Origin of the sequence: Thermodesulfobacterium hydrogeniphilum (assembly GCF_000746255.1) — a bacterium.
Taxonomy (GTDB): Bacteria; Desulfobacterota; Thermodesulfobacteria; order Thermodesulfobacteriales; family Thermodesulfobacteriaceae; genus Thermodesulfobacterium; species Thermodesulfobacterium hydrogeniphilum.
In genome coordinates, this window is record NZ_JQKW01000013.1 from 69,076 (window position 1) to 93,132 (window position 24,057).

The 24,057-nt window shown below is 31.5% G+C and carries 15 protein-coding genes, 1 tRNA gene, 1 other RNA gene and 2 pseudogenes; 14 read left to right on the forward strand and 5 right to left on the reverse strand.

From position 1 onward, the window contains the following. Nucleotides 1-25: 25 nt before the first annotated feature. The 14 genes and pseudogenes from CC87_RS08785 to CC87_RS07875 all read left to right on the forward strand — a co-directional run. A pseudogene (locus CC87_RS08785) lies at nucleotides 26-685 on the forward strand (hydrogenase iron-sulfur subunit); the annotation flags it as partial. A gap of 7 nt (nucleotides 686-692) precedes the next feature. Beyond that, nucleotides 693-1,247 (forward strand): 4Fe-4S dicluster domain-containing protein, encoded by a 555-nt coding sequence (locus CC87_RS07815; RefSeq protein ID WP_051920774.1) that lies wholly within the window; start codon nucleotides 693-695, stop codon nucleotides 1,245-1,247. After that, on the forward strand, nucleotides 1,240-1,614 hold the full coding sequence (locus CC87_RS07820) for a hydrogenase iron-sulfur subunit (RefSeq protein WP_051920776.1): 375 nt from the start codon (nucleotides 1,240-1,242) through the stop codon (nucleotides 1,612-1,614). Before CC87_RS07815 ends, CC87_RS07820 begins: the two co-directional genes overlap by 8 nt. Before the next feature lie 9 nt (nucleotides 1,615-1,623). Then, nucleotides 1,624-2,310 carry a methylenetetrahydrofolate reductase C-terminal domain-containing protein gene (locus CC87_RS07825; protein ID WP_038057849.1) on the forward strand — a complete coding sequence of 229 codons (687 nt, stop codon included), beginning with the start codon at nucleotides 1,624-1,626 and terminating at the stop codon, nucleotides 2,308-2,310. Next, nucleotides 2,310-4,763 carry an acetyl-CoA decarbonylase/synthase complex subunit delta gene (locus CC87_RS09300; RefSeq protein ID WP_038057851.1) on the forward strand — a complete coding sequence of 818 codons (2,454 nt, stop codon included), beginning with the start codon at nucleotides 2,310-2,312 and terminating at the stop codon, nucleotides 4,761-4,763. The genes CC87_RS07825 and CC87_RS09300 overlap by 1 nt, the downstream gene beginning before the upstream one ends. Nucleotides 4,764-4,783: 20 nt before the next feature. After that, a complete protein-coding gene (gene acsB / locus CC87_RS07835; protein WP_038057853.1) occupies nucleotides 4,784-7,012 on the forward strand; it encodes an acetyl-CoA decarbonylase/synthase complex subunit alpha/beta in 2,229 nt (742 codons plus the stop codon). A gap of 37 nt (nucleotides 7,013-7,049) precedes the next feature. Then, on the forward strand, nucleotides 7,050-9,488 hold the full coding sequence (gene acsC / locus CC87_RS09305; protein WP_245605499.1) for an acetyl-CoA decarbonylase/synthase complex subunit gamma: 2,439 nt from the start codon (nucleotides 7,050-7,052) through the stop codon (nucleotides 9,486-9,488). 41 nt (nucleotides 9,489-9,529) lie between these two features. Beyond that, a pseudogene (locus CC87_RS09380) lies at nucleotides 9,530-10,048 on the forward strand (2Fe-2S iron-sulfur cluster-binding protein); the annotation flags it as partial. Nucleotides 10,049-10,114: 66 nt separating this feature from the next. Then, entirely contained in the window at nucleotides 10,115-13,633 is a 3,519-nt protein-coding gene (fdhF, locus tag CC87_RS07845; RefSeq protein ID WP_342666630.1) for a formate dehydrogenase subunit alpha, read from the forward strand. 238 nt (nucleotides 13,634-13,871) lie between these two features. Further along, nucleotides 13,872-15,719: a TonB-dependent receptor plug domain-containing protein gene (locus CC87_RS07855; RefSeq protein ID WP_038057855.1), complete on the forward strand. Its 1,848-nt coding sequence runs from the start codon at nucleotides 13,872-13,874 to the stop codon at nucleotides 15,717-15,719. Nucleotides 15,720-15,738: 19 nt separating this feature from the next. Continuing rightward, nucleotides 15,739-16,470, forward strand: coding sequence for a DUF4198 domain-containing protein (locus CC87_RS08800; RefSeq protein WP_051920784.1), 732 nt, complete (start codon nucleotides 15,739-15,741; stop codon nucleotides 16,468-16,470). A 10-nt stretch (nucleotides 16,471-16,480) separates the two neighbouring features. After that, nucleotides 16,481-16,921, forward strand: a complete 441-nt coding sequence (locus CC87_RS07865; protein WP_038057857.1) for a hypothetical protein — start codon at nucleotides 16,481-16,483, stop codon at nucleotides 16,919-16,921. 67 nt (nucleotides 16,922-16,988) lie between these two features. After that, nucleotides 16,989-19,178, forward strand: coding sequence for an IGHMBP2 family helicase (locus tag CC87_RS07870; protein ID WP_084222237.1), 2,190 nt, complete (start codon nucleotides 16,989-16,991; stop codon nucleotides 19,176-19,178). A gap of 12 nt (nucleotides 19,179-19,190) precedes the next feature. Then, a complete protein-coding gene (locus tag CC87_RS07875) occupies nucleotides 19,191-20,951 on the forward strand; it encodes a hypothetical protein (protein WP_038057859.1) in 1,761 nt (586 codons plus the stop codon). Here CC87_RS07875 and CC87_RS07880 read toward each other — a convergent pair. The 5 genes from CC87_RS07880 to ffs all read right to left on the reverse strand — a co-directional run bounded on the left by CC87_RS07880 (nucleotide 20,936) and on the right by ffs (nucleotide 23,709). Next, on the reverse strand, nucleotides 20,936-21,739 hold the full coding sequence (locus CC87_RS07880; RefSeq protein ID WP_051920786.1) for an ATP-grasp domain-containing protein: 804 nt from the start codon (nucleotides 21,737-21,739) through the stop codon (nucleotides 20,936-20,938). The two genes, CC87_RS07875 and CC87_RS07880, sit on opposite strands and share 16 nt — an antisense overlap. Nucleotides 21,740-21,741: 2 nt before the next feature. Further along, nucleotides 21,742-22,029, reverse strand: a complete 288-nt coding sequence (locus CC87_RS07885) for a hypothetical protein (protein WP_051920788.1) — start codon at nucleotides 22,027-22,029, stop codon at nucleotides 21,742-21,744. 30 nt (nucleotides 22,030-22,059) lie between these two features. Continuing rightward, nucleotides 22,060-23,478: a M48 family metallopeptidase gene (locus CC87_RS08945; protein WP_156955605.1), complete on the reverse strand. Its 1,419-nt coding sequence runs from the start codon at nucleotides 23,476-23,478 to the stop codon at nucleotides 22,060-22,062. Nucleotides 23,479-23,504: 26 nt separating this feature from the next. Next, nucleotides 23,505-23,599 (reverse strand) — tRNA-Sec (locus CC87_RS07895). Between the two features lie 12 nt (nucleotides 23,600-23,611). Further along, nucleotides 23,612-23,709, reverse strand: an RNA gene (gene ffs, locus CC87_RS08950) — signal recognition particle sRNA small type. Nucleotides 23,710-24,057: the final 348 nt, after the last annotated feature.

A 24,057-nucleotide genomic window follows, 5' to 3' on the forward strand; every position in this document is an offset into this window, starting at 1 on the left:
GTGCCATTGGTGAGCCTATGCAGCAGCAGATGCAGCCGGGGTGGCTCGCCAAAATTATCCGCCTTACCATAGAACAGTTAGAGTTATGTGCTCTGGTAGAGTGGATCCTTTATTTATAATAGAAGGATTTTTAGCAGGAGCAGATGGAATTATGGTAGCAGGCTGTAAATTAGGAGAATGTAAATACCTTTCAGGTAATCTTGAAGCTGTAGTTATGGGAGAAGTTATATACTTAGTTTTAGAAAATATAGGGCTTAATATTAAAAGATTTAGAAAAGAGTGGGTTTCTTCTTCTGAAAGTGCAAGGATTGCAGAAATAATTAAAGATTTTACAAAAATTTTGAAAGAGTTAGGACCCTTAGGAAAAGGAGAAGGTTTGGATAAAGAAACTTTAATTTTAAGATTAAGGGCTGCAGAAAATTTATGTAAAAATATGCAATTTCGTGCTCAATATGCTAATTTATGCAAAGAGATTAAAAAATTAGGAGATTATAGTGAAGAGAGTATAAAAGCAAAAGCACAACAAAAGTTGAGCAAAGTTATAAAAAATAAACTTTACGAATTTGAAATTAAAAAACTTATGAAACAAGGTCCTCAATCTTTGGAAATTTTACAAGAAAAAACAGGGGCAACCCCTGAAGAAATTCAAAAAATTTTAGAGAGTTTCAAGAAAAAAGGAGGTTAGCATATAAATGCTTATAGAGTCTAAGGTCAATAAAAAAGCTGAAGATTTGATAAAAAAATTTACTGAAGAGAATCCTTCTTATGCTCAATGTTTTAGATGTGGAGCTTGTTCAAGTATTTGTCCTGTGAAAAGGATGAAACCTGAATTTGATCCAAGAAGAATTGTTCATACCTTTCTTCTGGGTTTTACAGAAAAGGTTTTAAATGAAATTTTATGGTATTGTTCTCAGTGTGGTAGTTGTGTAGAAGTGTGTCCTATGGATGTTAAACCAAAAGAGGTGATAAGAATTTTAAGAACCTATGCATTGGAGAAAGGTTTAGTAAGCGTTGATAAACTTTTTGAACTTGGCAAATTTGCAAGAGTAAATAAAGATAAATGTATTGTTTGTTTAACCTGTGTAAGAATTTGTCCTTTTGGAGCACCTTTTATAAAAGATAAAGAATATGCGGAAATTGATATAGAAATGTGCAGAGCTTGTGGTATTTGTGTTAAAGAATGTCCAGCAAGGGCTATAGAGCTTAAACCAAGTGTAGAATATAAAGAGGAGACGATTAATGGCTAAACCAAAAATTGCAGTTTTATGCTGTAATTATACTAATTCTGCTACTGATGAAGACTTTAAAGATTTTCCTTGTGAAATTGTAATAAAAAGGTTTCCCTGTTCTGGCAGTATAGAAATTGTTGATATTCTAAAAGAATTTGAAGATGATGCCGAAGGGGTTTTGGTTTGTGGTTGTGAAAAAGAAAAGTGTCATAATAAAACAGGAAACTTAAGAGCAGAAAAAAGGGTTTTAGGAGCGAAAAAGTATTTAGAAGAAATAGGAATAGACCCTGAAAGAGCTCAAATGGCTTTTGTTCCAAGGTTAGATACAGGTGCTTTTGTAGAAACAGTTAAAGATTTTGTAGAAAAAATTTTAAATAAAAGATGAGGATAAAAAATGATAGTAGCAGAAAGAAGGCATCTTTCAGAGATTTTAAAGAATATAGAACCTTATAATAAGGTTTTAATTTTAGGATGTAGAGGTTGTGTTGCTATTTGTTCCACAGGAGGGGATAGAGAGGTAGAAATTATTGCTACGGCTTTGAGGATAGCCAGAAAAAGACAGGGGAAACCACTTATTACTTATGAGGCAACCTTAATAAGACAATGTGATCCTGAGTATTTAGCAAATCTCCCAGAGTTAATGAAGGATGCAGAGGCAGTAGTAAGTCTTGCCTGTGGAGTGGGGGTTAATTTAATAGCAGATTTATATCCTGATATAAGAGTTTATCCAGGAGTAGATACTTTGTTTTTTGGTGCCAATACCCAATTAGGGGTTTGGCAAGAAAAATGTCGTGGTTGTGGAGATTGTATTATAGATTTAACAGCTGGGCTTTGTCCTATAGCAAGATGTCCTAAAAATTTATTGAACGGTCCTTGTGGAGGTTCTCAAAATGGAAAATGTGAAATAAATCCTGAAAATCCTTGTATATGGCATTTAATCATAGAAAGATTAACAGCCAGAGGAGAATTAGATAAGCTTAATGAAATATGGGAGCCTAAGGATTGGAGAACCTATTTAGGTGAATCTCCAAGAAAAAGGATAAGAGAGGATTTAATAAAAAACAATAAAAGGGAAGGATAATGGAAACAAGAAGCCATCTTGAGAAAATTTTAAAAAAGGGACACTTTGCTGTTACCTGTGAAATGGGACCTCCTAAGAATGCAGATATAGAAATATTAAAGAAGAAGACGAAAATTTTAAAAGGTTATGTAGATGCTGTAAATATTACAGATTGTCAAACAGCTGTGGTTAGATTTTCCAGTTTTGCTTCTGCTATTATAGCTTTATCTGAAGGTTTAGAACCTGTAATGCAAATGACCTGTAGAGATAGGAACAGGATTGGTATTCAGGCAGATCTTTTGGGTGCTTGGGGATTAGGTATAAGAAATTTACTTTGTTTAACAGGAGATCATCCTAAATTCGGCAATCATCCTCAGGCTAAACCTGTATTTGATTTAGATTCTATACAACTGCTCAGTTTGGTAAAAGGCTTTAAAGAAGGAAGGTTTATCAATGGAGAAGAAATAAAAGGAGAAAAACCCAATTTTTTTGCAGGAGCTGCAGCTAATCCTTTTGCAGATCCTTTTGAATTTAGAGTAAAAAGACTTGCTAAAAAAGTTAGAGCTGGAGCTGAATTTATCCAAACTCAGATTGTATATGATGTAGAAAGATTTAAGAGATTTATGGAATTAGCTGAAGAGGAGGGTCTTCTTGATAAAGTTTATATTTTAGCTGGTATAACCCCTCCTAAATCTTTTGGAATGGTTCGTTATATGAAATACAATGTTCCAGGACTTATGGTTCCTGATGAATTATTAAAAAGAATGAAAGAAGCTAAAGATCCTAAGGAGGAAGGAATAAATATAGCAGTAGAAATTATTCAGCAAGTTAAAGAAATTCCTGGAGTAAAAGGTGTTCATATAATGGCTATTGAATGGGAAGAAGCTGTTCCTGAAATAGTAAAAAGAGCTGGACTTCATCCCAGACCTATGGAACCTGAAATTCAACCACCTTTTGTAGTGGAAAAAGTGGTAGAAGTAGAAAAAATTGTGGAAAAACCAGTAGAAAAGATAGTGGAAAAAGTGATTGAAAAGCCTGTAGAAGTGATAGTAGAAAAGATTGTAGAAAAACCTATAGAAGTGGAAAAGGGATTAGAAGGAGAGGAAGAAATGGATAAAATTAAAGGTGTATCAATAGAATTTCTGATAGAGATGATAACCAATCTTAAAGCCGGGTTGAAAAATTTACAATCTGGAATGGAACATATAGAAGAAACTTTGGCTGAGATTGAAAAACAATTATTAGGAAGAAAACCAAAAAAGATTGAAAAAGTTTTTCGTAAAATTGAAGAAATTCCTGAGAAAAAGGTAGAAAAAATAGCTAAAGAAGAAAGAAAAGAAAAGGAGATTAAAGAGATAAAGACCGAGGTAAAGGTAGAAGCTAAACCTGAAATAAAGCCTGAAATAAAGGTTGAAGAAAAGCCAAAAGAAGAAAAAGAAATAAGAAAACCAAAAAAAGAAATTAAAGAGAAAGTAGAAGATATAGGAAAAACTGGTTTTAAAGGAACTTATAGAGATTTAAAAACAAGGGCAGAAGGGCTTTCAGAGGATCTCTATATAGATAAAAGTTCAGGGAAAATTGTAGAGGTTGAAATAGGAAAAGGTGAAAAAGCCTTTAAAGTTGGCGGAACAGAGGTTTTACCCTTTTACAGTTTTGAAGGGAATACAGGACAACCTTTAAAAATAGCTATGGAAATTTTAGATATAGTTCCTGAAGACTGGCCAGAGACACTAACAAAGTATTTTTCTGATGTTTTTCATGATCCAGGACTTTGGGCTAAAAAATGTGTAGAAGAGTATAAAGCTGAGGCTATAGGCGTCTATTTAATTGGAACTGATCCCAATTTTAAAAATTTAGATGTTAAGCATGCTGTAGAGGTGGTTAAAAAAGTAAAAGAAGCTGTAGATGTTCCTTTAATAATCTGGGGATCTGGAAATGCTGAAAAAGATGTAGAAGTTTTAAGAGAGGTAGCAGAAGTTATAGGAGATAGAGGGTCAGTTATAGGACCTATTGTAGAAGCTAATCATAGAACACTTGGTGCTACTGCTATAGGATATGATCTTCCTGTTGTAGCTTCATCACCTATAGATGTTAATTTGGCTAAACAACTTAATATTTTATTAGAAAATGTTGGAGTAAATTTAGATAAAATTCTAATGGATCCTTCTGTAGGTGCTTTAGGATATGGAATTGAATATACTTATTCAGTTATGGAAAGAATAAGGATAGCAGCGCTTTATGCTCAAGATATTAAGCTTCAAGCTCCATTTATTTGTAATGTAGGTAGAGAGGTTTGGAAAACAAAGGAAGTAGGGCTTCCTACAGATGATTTATGGGGTGAGGCTGAAATGAGAGGAATTATGATGGAGGCTATTACAACAGTATGTTTAGCTTTGGCAGGTGGAGAAATTTTTATTATGAGACATCCTAAAGCTATAGAATTGGCTAAAATTTTATTTAATTCTTTAAGTTAAAAAGGAGGTGTAAAGATTAAATGTCAAGAATAATTTGCACTTCAGCTATTAGAGGTGCTTATAAGATACTTGAAAGGGCTTGGGAAAAATATGAAGAAGCTGTAAAAAAATTTGGCAAAGAAGTTGAGGTGGGTTTTCCTAATACCGCTTATTATCTTCCTATTATATATGCTATTTTAGGTTATCCTGTTAAAAGGCTTGGAGACTGTGGAGAAGTATTGGAGGAGGCTAAAAAGCTACTTCCTCCTCTTCCTGATGAAAAAGAAAAAATTTATACTCCTTATTTAGGACCTGCTTTAGATGCAGGAATGGCCACTTACTTTGCTGAAGAGATTATAGAGGCTATAAGGTATTTAGAAGATCCAAATTTCTATGTTCAAGGAGAAGAGCCTACAGAAGAGAACATTTGGCTTGGAGCAGCGGATGATGTAATCTTTAGAAAAAGAGGAGTAGAATTTGTTGATGGAACAGCTCCTGGATTTGCTGCTATTCTTGGAGCACCTCCTAATAAAGAACTGGCAGTTAAAATGGTTCAAGAGCTTTTAGAAAAAAATCTATATGTATTTATGCATGATCAGACAAATGGTATTTATATGCCTTATCTTTTAAAAGAAGCTAACTTACAATTAGGTTGGCCTATAAGACTTATTCCTTTTGGTCCAGAATATACCTCTGTAGTATTCTCTATAGGTTTTGCTTGTAGAGTAGCTATGTCCTTTGGAGGTATCAAACCAGGAGATTATTTAGGGAATCTTCTTTATAATAAAGATAGAACTTTTGCTTTTGTAATTACTTTTGGTCCTGTTTCTGACGAATGGTATGCCAATGGTGCAGGAGCAATAAACTGGGGCTTTCCAATAATATCTGACTGGGAGATACCTGAAATTAAACCTTATGGAGTTTGCACTTATGAACATGTAGTATCCAAAGTACCCTATGAAGAAATAGTTGATAAAGCTGTTGAAGTAAGAGGATTAAAAGTAACAAAAGTCAAGTTAGATATACCTGTTGCTTATGCTCCTGCTTTTGAAGGAGAAAGGGTTAGAAAAAATGATTTGTTTTTAGAATGTGGTGGTGGAAGAACACCAGCTGTAGAGCTTTTGCTTACAGGATCTTTGGATGAGGTTCAAGATGGTAAAATAGAAGTAATAGGTCCTGAGATTACAGATGTAGCAAAATTTGGAATCAAAGGACCACCTTATAGATTGCCTTTAGCCATTGTAGTTAAAGTCGCTGGTGTTAATATGCAGGAGGATTTTGAAGCTATTTTAGAAAGACAATTTCATCATTTAATCAATTATGCTCAAGGCATCATGCACATGGGCCAAAGAAATGTGGTATGGATTAGAATTAGTAAAGCAGCTGCTGAAAAAGGCTTTAAATTTGAACATATTGGAAAAATCCTTTATGCCAAGTTAAGACAAGACTTTGGAGCTATTGTAGACAAGTGTGAGGTTACTATTTATACAGAAGAAGAAAAAGTCAGAGAAATACTTGAAATAGCAAAACAGGTTTATGAAAGAAGAGATGCCAAGCTTGCTGGTCTTATAGACGAAAATGTAGAAGTTTTTTATTCATGTTCTCTTTGTCAGAGTTTTGCTCCTACCCATATATGTATTATTACACCTGAAAGAATAGGACCTTGTGGAGCTTATAACTGGCTTGATGCTAAAGCTTGTTATCAATTAAATCCAGCTGGACCTAACCAGCCTATAGAAAAAGGCGAATGTATAGATTCTGAATATGGACAGTTTAGTAATGTAAATGAATTTGTTAAACAAGCCTCTCGTGGAAAAGTAGAGAGATTAAACTTGTATAGCATAATGTCAGACCCTATGACAGTTTGTGGATGTATGGAAGCTATTGCTGCTTTTCTTCCTGGAACTGGAGGAATAATGATAGTTAATAGAGATTATTTAGGTATGACTCCTGCAGGAATGAAATTTTCTACCTTAGCAGGTATGGTAGGAGGAGGGCAACAGACTCCTGGCTTTATTGGTATAGCTAAAAACTATATAATATCTAACAAATTTTTAAAACCTGAAGGAGGGCTTTTAAGAGTAGTTTGGATGCCCAAAATGCTAAAAGATGAGCTTAAAGAAAAATTAGAAAAAAGAGGACAGGAACTCGGAGTTCCAGATTTAATTGAAAAAATTGCTGATGAAACCATAGGAACTACAGAAGAAGAAGTACAAAACTGGATTAAAAAGGTCAAACATCCTATTTTAGATCTACCACCTATAGGATAAATAGGCATATAGGAAAGAATAATTTAGAGGAGGAAAGATGGGACTTACAGGAATTCAGATAATGCAAAAACTTCCTAAGAAAAATTGTGGAGAATGTGGTTTTCCTACTTGTTTAGCTTTTGCTATGAAAGTTGCTGCAGGACAGATAGAAATAGATAAGTGCCCTTATGTAGATCCTGAGGTAAAAGAAGAACTGGCTGAAGCTACAGCTCCTCCTATAAGAATAGTAAAATTAGGAGGTGGAGAAGCTGTTTATTCCTTAGGAGGGGAAACTGTTCTTTTTAGACATGAAAAACGTTTTGAAAACCCTCCTTTAATTGGAACTTTTATCACAACCTCTATGGATGAGGATGAGATTGATTCAAGAATTGAAGCTTATAAAAGATTTAGATGGGACAGAGTAGGAATTTTATTAAAGCCTGATGTAATCCTTGTTGAAGATGAAAGTGATAAAGATAAATTTTTAAATTTGGTTAAAAATATAAGAGCTGAGATCCCAGATGTAGCTATAATTTTAAAAAGTGAAAATTTAGAAACTTTAAAAGAAGCTATTTCTATTTGCGGAGATTTTAAACCTCTTGTTTATGGAGCTGATTTTCAAAATTATCAAAATTTTGCTAAATTAGCTACAGATACTAAGGTTCCTATTGGAATCAAAGCTGATAGTGTAGGAAAGGTTGCCAAATTAAGTGAAGAACTTCTTAAATTAGGTGTAAAAGAACTTGTTTTAGATAGTGGAGCCCAATCTCCTAAGGAACTTTTTGAAGACCTTATAATTATGAGAAGAGCAGCTATTAAAAAAAGATTTAAACCCTTAGGTTTTCCTAATATTACCTTTTTATACAGGTACGCTGATAATCTTTTTTTAGAGTGTATCTTAGCAAGTTCCATAATTCCTAAGTATGCAAGTATTATTCTACTTTCTGATTTAAAAGCTGAGTATCTATTTCCTTTATTAGTAGAGAGAATGAATATTTTTACAGATCCTCAAAAGCCTCTGGTTGTTGAAGAAGGAATTTACCCAATTAATAATCCAGATGAGTATTCACCTGTTGCTATAACCTGCAACTTTGCTTTAACCTATTTTATTGTATCTGGAGAAATAGAAGGCAGTAGAGTTCCTACTTGGTTGCTTATTAAAGACACAGAAGGACTTTCTGTTCTTACAGCTTGGGCAGCAGGTAAATTTGGAGCTGATACTATTGCAGAATTTGTTAAAAAATGTGGTATAGCTGAAAAAGTTAAACATAGAAAGCTCATGATTCCTGGATATTTAGCAGGTATAAAAGGAGAATTAGAAGAAGAGTTGCCAGATTGGGAGATTGTTGTAGGTCCAAGAGAAGCTAATGGCTTACCCCCTGTTTTAAAAGAAGTAAGTAGAAAAATAAGAGAAGGAGCTGGAGAAGTAGAAATAAAAGAAGAAAAAAAAGTTGAAGAGGTTAAAGTTGAAGAGGTTAAAAAAAAGGAAGAGATAAAGAAAGAGGAAGTTAAACTACAAAAAGAGGAAAAAGAAGAAATAAGTGCTGTATCTATGGAATCACCAAAAGAAAAAGATAAAAAAACTACAGAGGCTCCAAAAGGTGAAGGAGTTGTATTGTGTGTAGCAGAAAGTATAAACATTATGTCAAAAAAAATAGGAAGTGCAATGAAAGCAAGGGATCCTAAACCTATTCAAGACATGGCTAAGGAAGAGACGAAACTTGGAGCAGATTATTTAGATTTAAATATTGGACCAGCTAAAAAGAATGGTGAAGAATTTGCAAGTTGGATTGTGAAAATAGTAGAAGAAGTAGTAGATACACCTATTTCTCTTGATACAACCAATCCAGAGGCTATGATTGCGGGAATTAAAGCATCTAAAAAACCTGATAGATGTTTAATTAATTCTATTACTATTCAGCCTGGAAGATTAGAAAAGCTTGGTCCTTTTGCTGCAGAAGTTGGAAGTGATGTTGTAGCACTTTTATGGGGAACTGAAGGATTGCCAAGAGATGCCAATGAAAGAGCTGCGCTTGCAGTAGATCTTGTAGGGAAACTTAATGAATACGGAATTCCAAATGAAAAAATTTGGATTGATCCAATAATTACACCTATTACCTTAGGAGCAGATCAACTCAATGAAGTATTTGTTTTTCTTTCAATGCTCCAAGAAATTGCCCCAGGAGCTAAAACTATAGTAGGGCTTTCTAATGTTTCCAATGGAGTAGCTGCTCCTTTGAGACCTTATTTAAATAGAGTAATGTTAATGATGCTTATGAAATACAACATTTATAGTGCCATTTTAGATGTTTATGATAAAGAATTGGTAGAAATAGCCAAAGGAAAACACTCTGATTGGGTAGCTTTGGTTCATAGAATAATGGATGGTGATGAACCAGATCCTAAGACTCTGTCTCCTAAGGAGTTAGAAATATATAAAACTACAAGAGTACTTCTTGGAAAAACTATCTTTTCAGAATCTTGGTTAGAACTTTAAGATTTTTTATAAACATTTTAAAATCTTTAAAGGGAAAAAAGATGATAAAGTTTGAAATAAATAAGCAAGAAGTATATGGATTTTCTGGAGAGACTATATTAGATGTAGCAAAACGTTATAATATTTATATTCCGAGTTTGTGTTATCTTTCAAAAGATAAACCTTCTAAAATTTCTTGTGGACTTTGTGTGGTAGAGGTTAAAGGTGAAGGCATAAAAAGAGCCTGTGAAACAAAAATTAAAGAAGGATTAAAGGTTTTTACAAATACTCCTGAAGTTAAAAAGATAAGAAAGGAGCTTCTACAAAAACTTATCAAAAATCATTATGGTGATTGCAAAGCTCCTTGTCATGTCCCTTGTCCTGGTGGTCTTAATATCCAGGGCTATATTGGTCTTATAGCAAAAGGGGATTTTAAAGGGGCTTTAGCTTTAATTAAAGAAAAATTACCTTTACCTGCTTCGGTAGGAAGGGTGTGTCCAAGATTTTGTGAACCAGTTTGTAGAAGAGCTTTGGTAGATGAACCCATAGCTATTAATCATTTAAAAAGATTTGTAGCAGATTATGGTTTAAAATATGGAGAAGATCTTCCTTCAATACCTCCATCTACAGGAAAAAGAGTAGCAATCATAGGAGCAGGCCCCAGTGGTCTTTCCTGTGCTTATTTTTTGAGATTAAAAGGACATGAAGTGACTATTTTTGATGCTCATGAAGAACCTGGAGGTCTTTTAAGATATGGAATCCCTTCGTATAAATTGCCTATAGAAATTGTAAGAAAAGAAGTAGAAAACATTTTTAGATTAGACATAGAGTTTCAAGGTGGAAAGGTCTGGGGTAAAGATTTTTCTCTGAAAGATTTGTTTGAGCAGGGATTTTCTGCAATTTTTATAGGGGTAGGAGCAAGAAAAGAAAGAAAACTTGGTTTTGAAGGGGAAGAATTAGCTTTAAGTGGATTGAAACTTTTATTTGATATAAAAGAAAATAAATTCAGGGAAAATTTATCAGGGAAAAGGGTTTTAGTAATAGCAGGAGGATATACTGCTATAGCAGTTGCCAGAAGTATTCGTAGATTGTCAGCAGATGTTTATGTAATTTATAGACGTTCAAAACTTGAGATGCCTATCCCTCAGAGAGAACTTAGAGATGCTGAAAAAGAAGGGATTAAATTTCTATTCATGTCTATGCCTTTAAAAATTCAAAAAGAAGGAGATAAATATAGAGTTTTAACAGTCAAAACCATTCTTTCAGAACCAGATGAACATAAAGTAAGAAAGGTTTTACCTGCTAAAGGTACTGAAGAATGGCAAGAGTTTGATTTGGTAATAAAAGCTTTAAGAGAGGGGCCTGAAACAGATTTTGTTAATTATGGAAAATTAGAAGAAAAATTAGAAATAAATCCTGGAGGATATTTAGTAGTTAATAATTTTACCTTAGAAATTAATGTGCCAGGAGTTTTTGCTGGAGGAGATTTTATTTATGGTCCAAAAACAGTTATTCAAGCAGTAGCTTCAGGAAGAAAAGCTGCTCAATCTATAAATACTTATCTTCTAAAAGAAAAAAGCCCAAAAAAAACTATTACAGTAAAATTTGATTTTTCTCGTGGAAAGCGTTTAGATCAAATAGATCCTTATTATGCAGAACAGTTTTCAGAAAAGCAATCCAAAAGTCCCAAAGAATTGCCTATTTCTGAAAGAATTTCCAGTTTTAAAGAAATTTATTCTACTTTTTCAGAAAAAGAAGCTATAGAAGAGGCTCAAAGGTGTTTGCAATGTGGATGCTTAGGTTTTCATAAATGTGAATTTAGAGAAATTCTTATTAAAGAAAATGTTTCTGTAATAGGAATTCCTACTAAATTTAGATATCCTTTAAATAAAGATCACCCTTTAATAAATGTTGAGCTTAATAAATGTATAGCCTGTTTTAGATGTATGAGAGCTTGTCCTTATAATAGCATAGAAATGAAAATAATTGATAAAGGTACTCCTGAAGAGCACATCACCTTTTATTTCAAAGAAACCTGTGTTAAATGTGGTATATGTGTGGATGTATGTCCAACTGGTGCTTTAACTAAAAAAGAGCAAAAGGTTCCTTATAGTTTAGAAAATGTAAAAATTGTCAAATCAGTATGTGGTTATTGTGGAGTTGGTTGTAATATTAATATTCATGTAAGAAACAATACAATTTTAGAAATTACAGGAGAAAACAGGCCGCCTAATTACGGGAATCTTTGTGTAAAAGGAAGATTTGGTTTTGAAATTTATAAAAATGAAGAAAGATTGAAAAAGCCACTTATCAGAGAAGATAGAAAAGATGAATTCAAAGAAGTTTCTTGGGAAGAAGCTTTAGATTTTGTAGCAGAAAAATTATCAAAAATAAAAAAAGTTTATGGGTCTCACGCTATAGGTCTTTTATCTTCATCTAAGATTACTAATGAAGAGAATTATTTAGCTCAGAAATTTGCCAGAGCTGTTTTAGGAACAAACAATATAGATTGTTCAGCTCGTGTCTGACATGCTCCTTCAGTAGTGGGGCTGGCTGCCACCACAGGAACAGGTGCACCTTCCAGTAGCTTTGATGAAGTTTTAAGAACTGAAACCTTAATATTAATAGGAGCAAATCCTTATGAGGCTCATCCAGTTTTGGCTCAAAAAGTTTTAGAAAGAATAAACAAGGAAAATTTAAAATTAATAGTCATAGATCCAAGAAAAACTTATTTGGCAAAATTAGCTAACCTTTGGCTACCTTTAAAACCAGGAACAGATGTAGCATTATTAAATGGAATTGCCTACGTAATATTAAAAGAAAATCTTTATAATAAAGAATTTATAGAAAAACATGTAGAAAACTTTGAAGGATATAGGGAATATATTCTTTCTGAATGGGATTTAGTTAAGGTTCAGAGAATTACAGAAATAAATCCTGTATTAATAGAAAAAACTGCTATGATCTATGCTAAATCCAAAAGCGGGCTTATTTGGTGGGGAGTAGGTTTAGTGGAACATAGATCAGGTTCTTATGCGGTTATGGCAGCATCTAATCTGGCTTTACTTTGTGGATTTTATGGTAAACCAGGATGCGGTGCTATGCCTCTTCGTGGACATAACAATGTTCAAGGTGCTTGTGATATGGGAGCTTTACCTTATGTTTTACCAGGCTATCAAAGAGTTTCTGATCCAGCTGTAAGATTAAGATTCAAAGAATTATGGGGAACAGATATTCCAGACAAACCAGGCTTAAATGAAACTAAAATGTATGAAGCAGCTTTAAAAGGGGACTTAAAAGCACTTTATATAATAGGTTATAACATAGCTGCAACCCATGCTAATTTAAATTTTGTCTGGAAAGCTTTGGAAAATTTAGAATTTATGATAGTTCAGGACATATTTATGACACGCACTGCACAAATGGCTCATGTAGTCTTACCTGCAGAGAGTTTCTTAGAAAAAGAAGGAACTTTTACCAATGGTGAAAGGCGAATTCAAAAAATAAACCCCGCTGTAAAACCTCCTGGAGAAGCTTTACCAGATTGGAAAATTTTACAAAAACTTGCTAATAGATTAGGATTCAATTGGGATTATGAAACACCTGAGGATATTTGGAATGAAATAAGAAGAGCTGTTCCAGCTATGAAAGGAATTACCTATGAAAGACTTGAAAAAACAGGGATTCAATGGCCCTGTCCAGATGAAAATCATCCCGGTACAGAATTATTGTTTACTAATGGATTCCCCACCTATACAGGAAAAGCCAAATTAGTTCCTCCTAAATATATTTCTCCTGAAGAGCATCCTGATAAAGAATATCCTTTTCTTCTTATAACAGGAACAAGATTATATCATTTCAGAAGCGGAAGTATGACTAATAAAATCAGTACTCTAAAACAACTATGTCCTTATGAAAAACTATCTATTAATTCAGAAGATGCTAAAAAATTAGAAATTTATAATGATAGTTTGGTTAAATTAAAAAGTAGAAGAGGTGAGATAACAGTTAAAGTGGAAATAAGTGATGAAGTTCCACCAGGCATAGTATTCATGGATTTCCATTTTGAAGATACTCTAACTAATCTTCTTACCAGTTCTGCAAAAGATGAATTAGCAGATACTCCTGAATATAAAATTACTACAGTAAAAATTGAAAAACTTTAATCAAACCCTAATTCAATTTAAAAATCTTCTATTTTATTTATAAAAAAGTGGCACTGAAATATCTTTAAATTTCATTAAGTATTAAATTTTTGTCTTTAAAATAAAATAATAGTTGAATTTTTTGAAATATTATTGACTTTTTTAAATTTTTTGTTACAAAATTTATGAAAAGTTGTTTTAAAATTATATAATTCCAATGATAATAACAAAATATATTAAAATTGAAAAGGAGGTGTAAATGAAGTTAAAGGATCTTTTTATCAGTTCAGCTTTGATTTCATTTTTAGGATTTAATGGTGCCTGTTTAGCACAAAAAGTTAAATTTGAAAATGCTACAGAGGAACTACCTGAAGTGGTGGTCACAGCCACAAAAACACCTCATTTGCTTAAAGATGTTCCTGTTGAAACTGTTGTGGTTACAAAAGAAAATATTGAAAAATCTACTGCTAAAAATGTATCAGAAATTTTGAGACAAATTCCGGGTTTTTATATTCAAAGTGAAAATGTGCCTGGCTCTTCAGCTTGGCGTTCTAAATTAAGGGGTCTTGATTTTGATAGTGGTTATGGACTTATTCTAATAAATGGAGAAAGGGTTTTTGGTGGAGGAATGGGAGAATATGGAACAAGTATTAATCAGATACCTCCTGAAATGATAGAAAAAATAGAAATCGTTAAAGGCCCTGCTTCTGTTTTATATGGTAGTGATGCAATGGCAGGAGTAGTAAATATTATAACTAAATCTGTCCCGGATAAGCCTTTGTTTACACTTTCTGGAGGATATGGTGAATATGGAACCTCTACTTTAAACACAGGTTTGGGAAGATGGATTACTGATAAATTTGGATTTTTTATAGATGCTCATTATGATAAGGCTGAAAGAAGTAAATATGGAGCACGTAGAGATAATTTTGAAGGAAAATATGTTTTAACTAACCTCGCCTATAAATTAACTCCTAAAATAAATTTAAATCTTGGTTTAAATTACGGTAAATTGGATTGGAAATACGAAAGTGACGAAAAGGTAAGAATAAGTCCATCCATAGATATTAATTTTCCAGATAGTTCATTCCTTAAAATTAGAGAATATTATTATAATTTTAATATGGATCTTTTTTCTCCTGGGTATACTCACAGATATGGAGATGTTTCTTATAATCAAATGGAAGTCCAATATACTAAACCTATAGGAATAAACCATCTTTTTACAGGAGGGATAGAATTTTTACATAGAAATGTAGATTTAACTGTAGAAGGGTATAGCAAAATAGATAAAAATATGGATATTACAAGTGGTTATATACAGGATGAAATTTCTTTTGATCCTTTAGTAATAGTTTTAGGAGCCAGATGGGATCACAATTCTTTATATGGAACAGAATTTAATCCTAAAGCAAGCTTATTGTGGAAATTAAGAGAAGACACTCGTTTAAGATTTTCAGTTGGAAGAGCCTTTAAATCTCCTACTATAAGACAGTTGTATGTTTACTTTTACCATCATGGTTGGTGGAATATTCCTAATGAAGATCTTAAACCTGAAAAATCTTGGGGATACTCTGCAGGAATAGAACATGAATTTTCTGATAAACTTTTTGCTAATTTAACTTTATTTAGAAATAATGTAAAAGATATGATCGTTCGTGTAGATATTTCCTCTAATCAAAGAACCTGGGAAAATGTTCAAAAAGCTTATACTCAGGGTGTTGAAATAAGTATAAAAACCAAGCCTTTCAAAAATTTTAATCTAAATTTGGGTTATACCTATCTTGATACAGAGAATAAAGATACAGAGAAAGATCTTACTTATTGTCCTCATCATACTATTAGCTTAGGTATTGATTATAAAATCAAGCCTCTAAAAATATTAGTCCATTGGGACACCAATTATATTTCCAGAGAATATACAAATAGTGATAATACCAAAACTATACCGGATTATTCTATTTCTAATTTAAAAGTAATAAAAGATATCTCTAAAAATATTAAATTTTCCTTTGAAATTAATAATGTTTTTGATTCAGACTATGGACAGCCTGATAAAGATTGGTTAGGAAGAAATATTTTTGGTAAAGTCAGTTTTAATTTTTAAATTATAAAAGGAGGTGCTTATGAAAAAGGCATTTGAAGAGTTTATTATTATATTAGTTGTATTATTAACAACTATTTCATTAAGCTTTGCTCATCATTTTTGGGTAGAAAAAGTAGAACCTAATAAATTTGAAATCAAATGGGGACATCCTTACAAGAGGGTAGATTTTTATAATCCTCAAATGATAGAAAAAATAATAGCTTATAATTTGAAAGGAAAAAAGGTTTCTATAAAAAGAATAAATATGAAAAACAAGGTTATTTTAGAAACAAAGAACAAAATATCTTTGATAGCAGTTTTAAGCAAACCTAAATACTATGTAGTATCTATTACTCCTCAAGGAAAGAAAAAATACAATAAAATGACCAAAAAAGAAGCTTTAAAACAAGGGCTTCAAATATTAGATTCGTTTTATTCTCAACAATTTGCCAAATCTATTTTTACCTACTCTGATGTTGTTACCAAACCATTAGGATTAAAATTTGAAATTGTTCCTCTTAAAAACCCTTTAAATTTAAAATCAGGAGATATTTTACCTATAAAAGTTTTTTTCAAAGGAAAACCTATGGAAGGGTTAATTATAGAGACCAGAGGGCATAAAAAGCTTGGTAAAACTGATAAAAACGGAATTGCTCAAGTGAATGTTCCAGAAGGAATTTTGAAAGTAATCGCAGTAAGATATAGAATACCTTTAAAAGATACTTCTAAAGCCGATTATAAAGCCTTTACTACAGTATTGACCTGGAAGTAATATAATTATTATGTTTAAAAGTAGAAATTTTTATTTAATTCTTTTTCTCCTGCTCCTTTGCTTTAAAGGAGCAGGAGCTCATTCTATTCAATATCAAGTGAAAAATAAAGGTATTTGTGCCAGATTTTTTTATTATGAAGATGAACCAGCTAATTATGCAGAATATGAAATTTTTGGTCCGGGAGATGAATTTCCTTATATGAAAGGGAGAACAGATAAAAATGGTTTTGTCTGCTTTTTACCTGATAGAAAAGGAAAATGGATAATAAAAGTAAGGGATGAAACAGAACATGGTTTACATAGTGTTCAGGTAGATATTGAAGTTGGAAAAAATATGTTTGTAAAATCATTTAAAAAACCTCTGGTAGCAACTCATACAGGTCTATTAATAGGTCTGGGCATTTTAGGGTGGTTGCTTTATATAGCTTCCTGGATAAAAAATAAGAAATAAAAAATTCTTTTAAAAAGCCTCTATTTTATAATAATTTAAATGTTAAAATATTAAAAGGGATTATTTTATGCCTTTACTTTTACCTGGAATTTTACAAGAAAAGAGGTTTCAGAAAGAATTAAAACGCTTAGGTTTAAAGAAAAAAGATATTAAAAAAATTTATATAGCCAATAATTCCATTCTTCTTTATCTTAAAGATGAATCTTTATGCAGGTTTTATCCAGATTTTGTTCCTGATAAAAATACCATTAAAGAAATAAAAACTGTTCATAAATATGTAGAAAAATTTAAGAAATTAATAGAATTTGAAAGACAAGCAGAAATTTCTAATCAAGAAGCAGAAATAAGAAAACTTTCAGGGAAAGAAAGAGAACTTATTGGAAGAGCTATTCTTAATTTAAAAGGTAACAAAGCTGGAACAAAATTTCATCTTTATTTAGTTAGATTTTGGAGAGAAAAACCTATAGAAACAGAAATAAGCACAGGAGATATAGTTTTAATAAGCCAAGGGAATCCTTTAAAAATTGATCTTCTTGGAACTGTAATAAAGGTCACAGAGAAAACCATAACAGTTGCATTTGATAAAAAGCCTCCCAAATGGATTTATAAAAAAGGAGTGAGAATTGATCTTTATGCAAATGATATTACTTATAAACGTATGGAAGAAAATTTAGAGTTTTTAAGACATGCACAAGGAAGACAAAGAGATTTAAGAAACATTATTTTAGGACTAAAAGAACCAGACAAAGCAGAGGAATGCGATTTTTCTTTAAAGGATACCAAACTCAATCCTACTCAGATAAAGGCTATAAAACTTGCCTTGGGAGCTAAAGACTTTTTTCTTATCCATGGACCACCTGGAACAGGAAAAACCAGCACACTTACAGAATTGATAGTGCAACTTGTTAATCAAGGGAAAAAAGTATTAGCTACTGCTGATTCTAATATTGCTGCAGATAATCTTATTCTTAATCTTTCCAGATATCCTGAACTTAAAATTGTAAGAATTGGACATCCTGCGAGAGTTATGGAAGAATTAGAAAAATTTTCTATCTTTGCGCTTTTTGAAAAAGCAAATGCTGCAAAGGAATTATTTAAAGAGTGGGAAGAAGTTAAGAAATTAATAGAAAAAAGAGACTCTTTTACCAAACCCTCTCCAAAATTAAGAAGAGGTCTTAGTGATGAGGAAATTATATTTTTAGGAGAAAAAAGAAAAGGAACAAGAGGAATTTCTGGAGTTACTCTAAGGTCTATGGCAAATTGGCTTGTTTTAAATTATCAAATAAATGAAAAAATACAAGCTTTGCGGGACAAAGAAAAAGCTATCTTTAATTCTATTATCTTAAAAGCAGATGTAGTAGTATCTACAAATTCTATGGTTCAATCTGAATTTTTAAAAGATTTTTATTTTGATGTAGCTGTTATAGATGAAGGAAGTCAACAAACAGAACCTTCTACTTTAATTCCTATAATGAAAGTTGATAAATTTTACATTGCAGGAGATCACAAACAACTCCCTCCTACTATTTTAAGTGAGAAAGCCAAGGAGCTTGAAAATACTCTTTTTGAAAAATTGATTAATAGATTTCCAGAACTGGCTTTAATGCTGGAAATTCAATACCGTATGAATGAAAAAATAATGGATTTTCCAAATAAGGAATTTTATGGAGGAAAGCTTAAAGCTTCAGATCTTGTTAAAAATCATACCTTAGCTGATTTAGGAGTTAAAAGTCCTGGAAAATACGAAAAAATTCTTGATCCTAAAGTACCTATTACTTTTCTTGATACTTCAGAAGGTAATACTTACGAATTTCAGCCTGAAGGTTCTACCTCTTATGAAAATTATAGAGAAGCGGATTTAGTTATAGAACTAACAGAAGAATTATGTAAAATGGGTCTTGATAAAAAGGATATAGGTATAATAACACCTTATTCTGCTCAGGTAAAATTAATAAAACAGATTCTTATTGAAAAGGGATTAAAAGTTGAAGTGAACTCTGTAGATGGTTTTCAAGGTAGAGAAAAGGAAGTAATAATTATTTCTTTTGTAAGATCAAATGAAAAAGGAGAAATAGGATTTCTTAATGATTTAAGAAGACTTAATGTAGCTATTACCAGAGCAAGAAGAAAACTTATTTGCATAGGTAATGCTAAAACCTTAGCCTGTCATCCAACCTATCAGAAATTTATAGAATACATAAAAAAAAAGGCATTTATGAAAAAGTGTGAGCTTTACTTTTTAAAGCTTTTATATTAAAATTTTAAAAATATGAAAATTGCTATCCATGTTACTCATGAAGCTTTATATAAAGTTGGTGGTATAGGAGAAGTAATAAATCAGCTTTGTACCTCTCCTTCTTATCTTTCTATTTTTAATAAAACTCTTCTTTACGGGCCTCTTTTTGAATATATAGGCTCAGCTAATACAAGACTTGGAAAAGATGGAACAGTTTTTTATTCCAGTAAAGATAACTATGATACAGGTGAGTTTTCAAAAATTTTTAAACCAATTTTAGAAAAGTATAATATAGATATTGTTTATGGAAAAAGAAAAATAGTTAATGAGTTAAATCCTAATAAAACTTCAAATGTAGATGTTTTATTGGTAGACATCACCCATATAAATAAAGATATCCTTAATTATATAAAATATTTATTCTGGGAACATTTTGGATTACCTTCTGACAGATATGAATATGATTGGGATTATGAACAGTATTTTAGAATAGGTGTTCCTTATTATGAATTAATTACAGCTCTATATTCCCCTAATAATAAATTTGTTCATTTTGCTCATGAATATATGGGAATTCCATCGTTATTAGCTTTGGAATTGCATCCTGAGTTCAATTCAGAAAGACATAAAAGAATATTTTATGCTCATGAGGTAGCTCCAGTTAGAAGAATTGTAGAAAACTTAGGTGGTGCTGATATAAGTTTTTATAATATTCTTAAAAAATGCAAACTTTCAGGAATATCTTTAGAACAGATTTTTGGTCCTCAAGATGACTGGTATAGAACCCCTTTGGTTAAATTGGCACGCAGGTTTGATAAAATTTTTGCAGTAGGGGACTGGGTAGTAGAAGAATACAAATTTCTTTGTCCTGATACCCCAGACCAAAAACTTACTGTAGTATATAATGCCATAGCTTTAGATCATTATACTTTTGAAGATAAAATAAAATCTCAGGAAAAAATTAAAAAATGTTTTTCTAAATACTTAAACACATATATAGATATCATTATTACTCATGTATGTCGTTTGGTAAAAAGTAAGGGAATTTGGAGAGATATAATTTTGCTTCAATACTTAGATGAATTATTCCATAAAAATCGTATATTTGGAGTATATATTTTACTTTCTTCTTTAGTAGTCACAGGTAGACCAACTTATGAAGTTGAAAAAATGGTAAAAGAATATAACTGGCCTTTTGAACACAGAGAAGGCTGGCCAGATTTAGTGAGTTATGAAATAGATATTTATAGACTTATAAAAAATTTTAATCAAACATCTAAAAATATAAAAGCAATTTTTATAAATCAGTTTGGTTTTTCTAAAAGAAAATGTCTTGCTTTGGTAACAGAGGATGTAGAAACTCGTGATCTTAGAATTGCTTCAGATTTAGAACTTGGTATGTCTATTTATGAGCCTTTTGGAATTGCTCACATAGAAGTTTTACCTTTTACAGGAACTCCTGTATTTTCCACTTCTTGTGGAGTTAATTTTTTCTTAGAAAAAACCTTTAAAAATGAATTTAAACCCTATTTTGCTTTTGATTTTATTTCTGCAGGAGAAAAGCTTTCTATTGAAAGCTTAAAAAAAATGACAGAGGAAAAAAGGCATATTTTAGAAGAAATGGTAATTGCAGACAAAGTAAAAGAAGTTTTTAATAAAATTCCCAAATCTTTAAAAGAAAAAGAAGAAAAATTTTATAAAATAGCTGAGATAGGATATAAATTAAACTGGGATTATGTAATAAAAACTTATCTTTTCCCCAATTTAAAAGAACTTTCTCAAGGTTTTAAATAAATTACAGGGTTATATCTTTCTTCCCAAGTTTTAAAAAAATCCTGAGTAATTTTATAAATAATTTTTTCATACTCTTGAGTATTTATTTGAGCTCCTTTTATTCCTCCTTTAAGATTTATTTCAGAAAGATAAGGACCCTCACCATTTATATAAATTAAATCTAAATGAGCATAAGGAAATTGACCTCTTTTCATTACAGCTTTGCAAAAATTTATTTCTTCTTCAGATAAATTATAAATTTGAGAAGTTCCTCCAAAAAAGATATTTTTTCTAAAATTAGTAGGATTAATTCTTTCATAGGCTTCTATATAATAATCTCCCAGAATAATTACTCTAATATCTCTTATATTTTCATAAAAAGGTTGTAAAACAAAAGGGAAAGGTAAAACCTGAGATCCTGCTACATTAAAAATATCTTCTAAAGAATTCCAAAGTCTTACTCCTAATCCACAATTAGCTTTATCATCCTTAGTAATAAATTTGCTAAAACTACCTTCTAATTGAGAAAACAAAGAAATAGCTGATAACATGGTTTTCAAATCTCTAATTACAAAAGTAAAAGGGAGCATAAATTCTTTTAAAATTTCAGCTTGTAAAGTCTTTGAACCACTTAAAAGTTGTGCCAAAAAAGGAGGAAAGGCTTCCACTTTTCTATTTATTAAATCTACAATTAATCCTATTTCCTCTTTTTTAAGAGGCAATCTTATTCCTATAAGATCTCCTTCTTTCAGGTCATTAAAATGTTTTCTAAAGGCTTGATAGCTTAAAATTATATAATAAGCTCTCATTATTATTTTTTATTATTCCTTTTATTTCTTAACATAGTAAGATCTGCATGACAATTTCCACAAAAAAATTTTACAGGCCCAAGAACCTCTGTTTCTTCTTCAATAGGTTCTAAAGTGCCATCTGGATTTTGAACATAATAAATAAGAAAAGTAGCATTCTCAATAACCTCATAAAATTCTTCACTATTATTACAATAAGGACACACAATTTTTTCTTTATAATTCAATTTAAAAGGTTTTTTTATCTTTATTTGATGCTTTCTTATAGGAGAAAAATTTTTTTCTTCCATTTATTAAAGCCTCCTTTTAAAAGATCCTTTTTATTTTAAATTTTTTAAATTTTTTTGCACTTCTTTATACATTTTATCTGTTTTAGATAAAAAAGAAAGGGCCTTTTTATAGTGATAAATGGCAGTTTTATAATCTCCTTTTAATTCATAATATTTTCCAAAATAAAAATGTGCTTCTCCTAATTTGTTCATTTCTGAAGCGGTTCTTCCAAAATAAAAATAAAAATAAGGATCTGTATTAAGAATATTGCTGTTTTTTAATTCATTAAACAAAGTGTAAGCTTTATAAGTATCTCCAATTTCAGTAAAAATACGAGCTTTTAAATATTTCAATTTTAAATTATAAATTTTTTTATACCAATATTTGGAATCAGAATGAGATTTTATTTTTTCTAAAACACTCAATGCTTTAGAATAATTACCTGATCTGAAATAGATTTCTGCAAGATCTAAAATAAAATAGGGTTTAGCAGGTAGCTCTGAAAGAGCTTTTTTCATTTCTATAAGGGCATCTTTAAAGAATCTCTCTTGGCTTAAAGCAAGAGCTAAAGCATAATGTTTCCATGGATCATCTTTAATATTAAGTTCTTCTCTATATTTTATAACTAAATCTGTAGGGTCCTTAGAAAGAACCTGAGCCTTGATGCATAATCTTTTAAAATATTCTTTTTCATGACATACTATATTAGCAGGGGTTTTATTGGTTGTATAATTTTCAGCTAATATAGTAATATAATTCAATCTTTCAGGAGGTAGAGGATGATCTATTAAATATCTGTAATTTAATTCTATAGCAAAATTGCTTTGTTTTGATAGTCTTTCCATAATGTTAACCATACCCCATGGATTATACCCAGCTTTAGTAAGAATTTGGAAACCGGTTCTATCTGCTTCTTCTTCATCAGCTCTACTATAAGCTAAAAGTTTAGTTTGAGCCAAAGCCGAGGAAGTTATTCCCACAGCTTCTCCCACTTTTCCTCCTCCTAAAAGTAAAGCTGCTATGGTAGCTGCAGTAGTAGCTATTTGTAGTCTTTTCATTTTTTCAAATCTTCTGGCTATGTGCCTGCAAATATTATGTCCCATTTCATGAGCCATAATAGCTGCAAGCTCATCTTCGGATTTTATACTATTAAAAATTCCAGAATTTAAAAAAATGTATCCTCCAGGAATTGAAAAAGCATTAAAAGTATCATCTTTTATTAAAAAAAATCTGAAATTAAAAGGAGAAAAATCCAGACCTTTAATTTTAAGGATATGTCCAATAGTATTTATATAAGCTACTAATTCTATATCTTGAATAAATTCTACTTGAGAATTTAGTTCTTTAATTATTTCTTTACCTATTTTTTCTTCTTCTTGAAGACTAATCAGGGGATAACCAAATGGAATATTTAAAAATAGCTGAAAAGCAACAAAAATGGTTAGAAGTTTTAAAACTAAGGATTTCAATTTAGTATATAAAATAACAATTTTTTTGGCGGAAGCGTGTGGGAATTGAACCCACCCACCTCTTTATAGGAGGTGCACCGGGTTTGAAGCCCGGGAGGGACACCAGTCCCCTTACGCTTCCATAAACAAAAGGGGCTATTGGGGAATCTGCGGCACCCGGAGAGCCCGGCTACCGTTGCTCCCTTTCGGGCCTGGCGGGGTTCACCGAGATCCGTCGCGCAGCCCCCAATAGCCTTATCCTAAATTATAATACATACAGACAATATTACAACCATATATCCAAAATCTTGAAAAATGTTAATTTTGAATCCAAAATTCCCTGATAAAATAGGTTGGAAGGGCACCAAACCTGGGGTATAAATTATTATATAGCCAAATAACACCTTTCACCCAGGAGGTGCCCTTATGAATATTATACCACCAAAACCTGAAATTGACTTCACTGATGAACTTCTTACCTCAAAAGGTGGCATTACTTTTCTCGCTCGTTTCGCTTCATATCTCGGTCTCCCCAAACTCCTCGATCAAAACATAAAGCTCAAACAACGCAATAGAGGTCCTTCTGATTCTCACTATCTC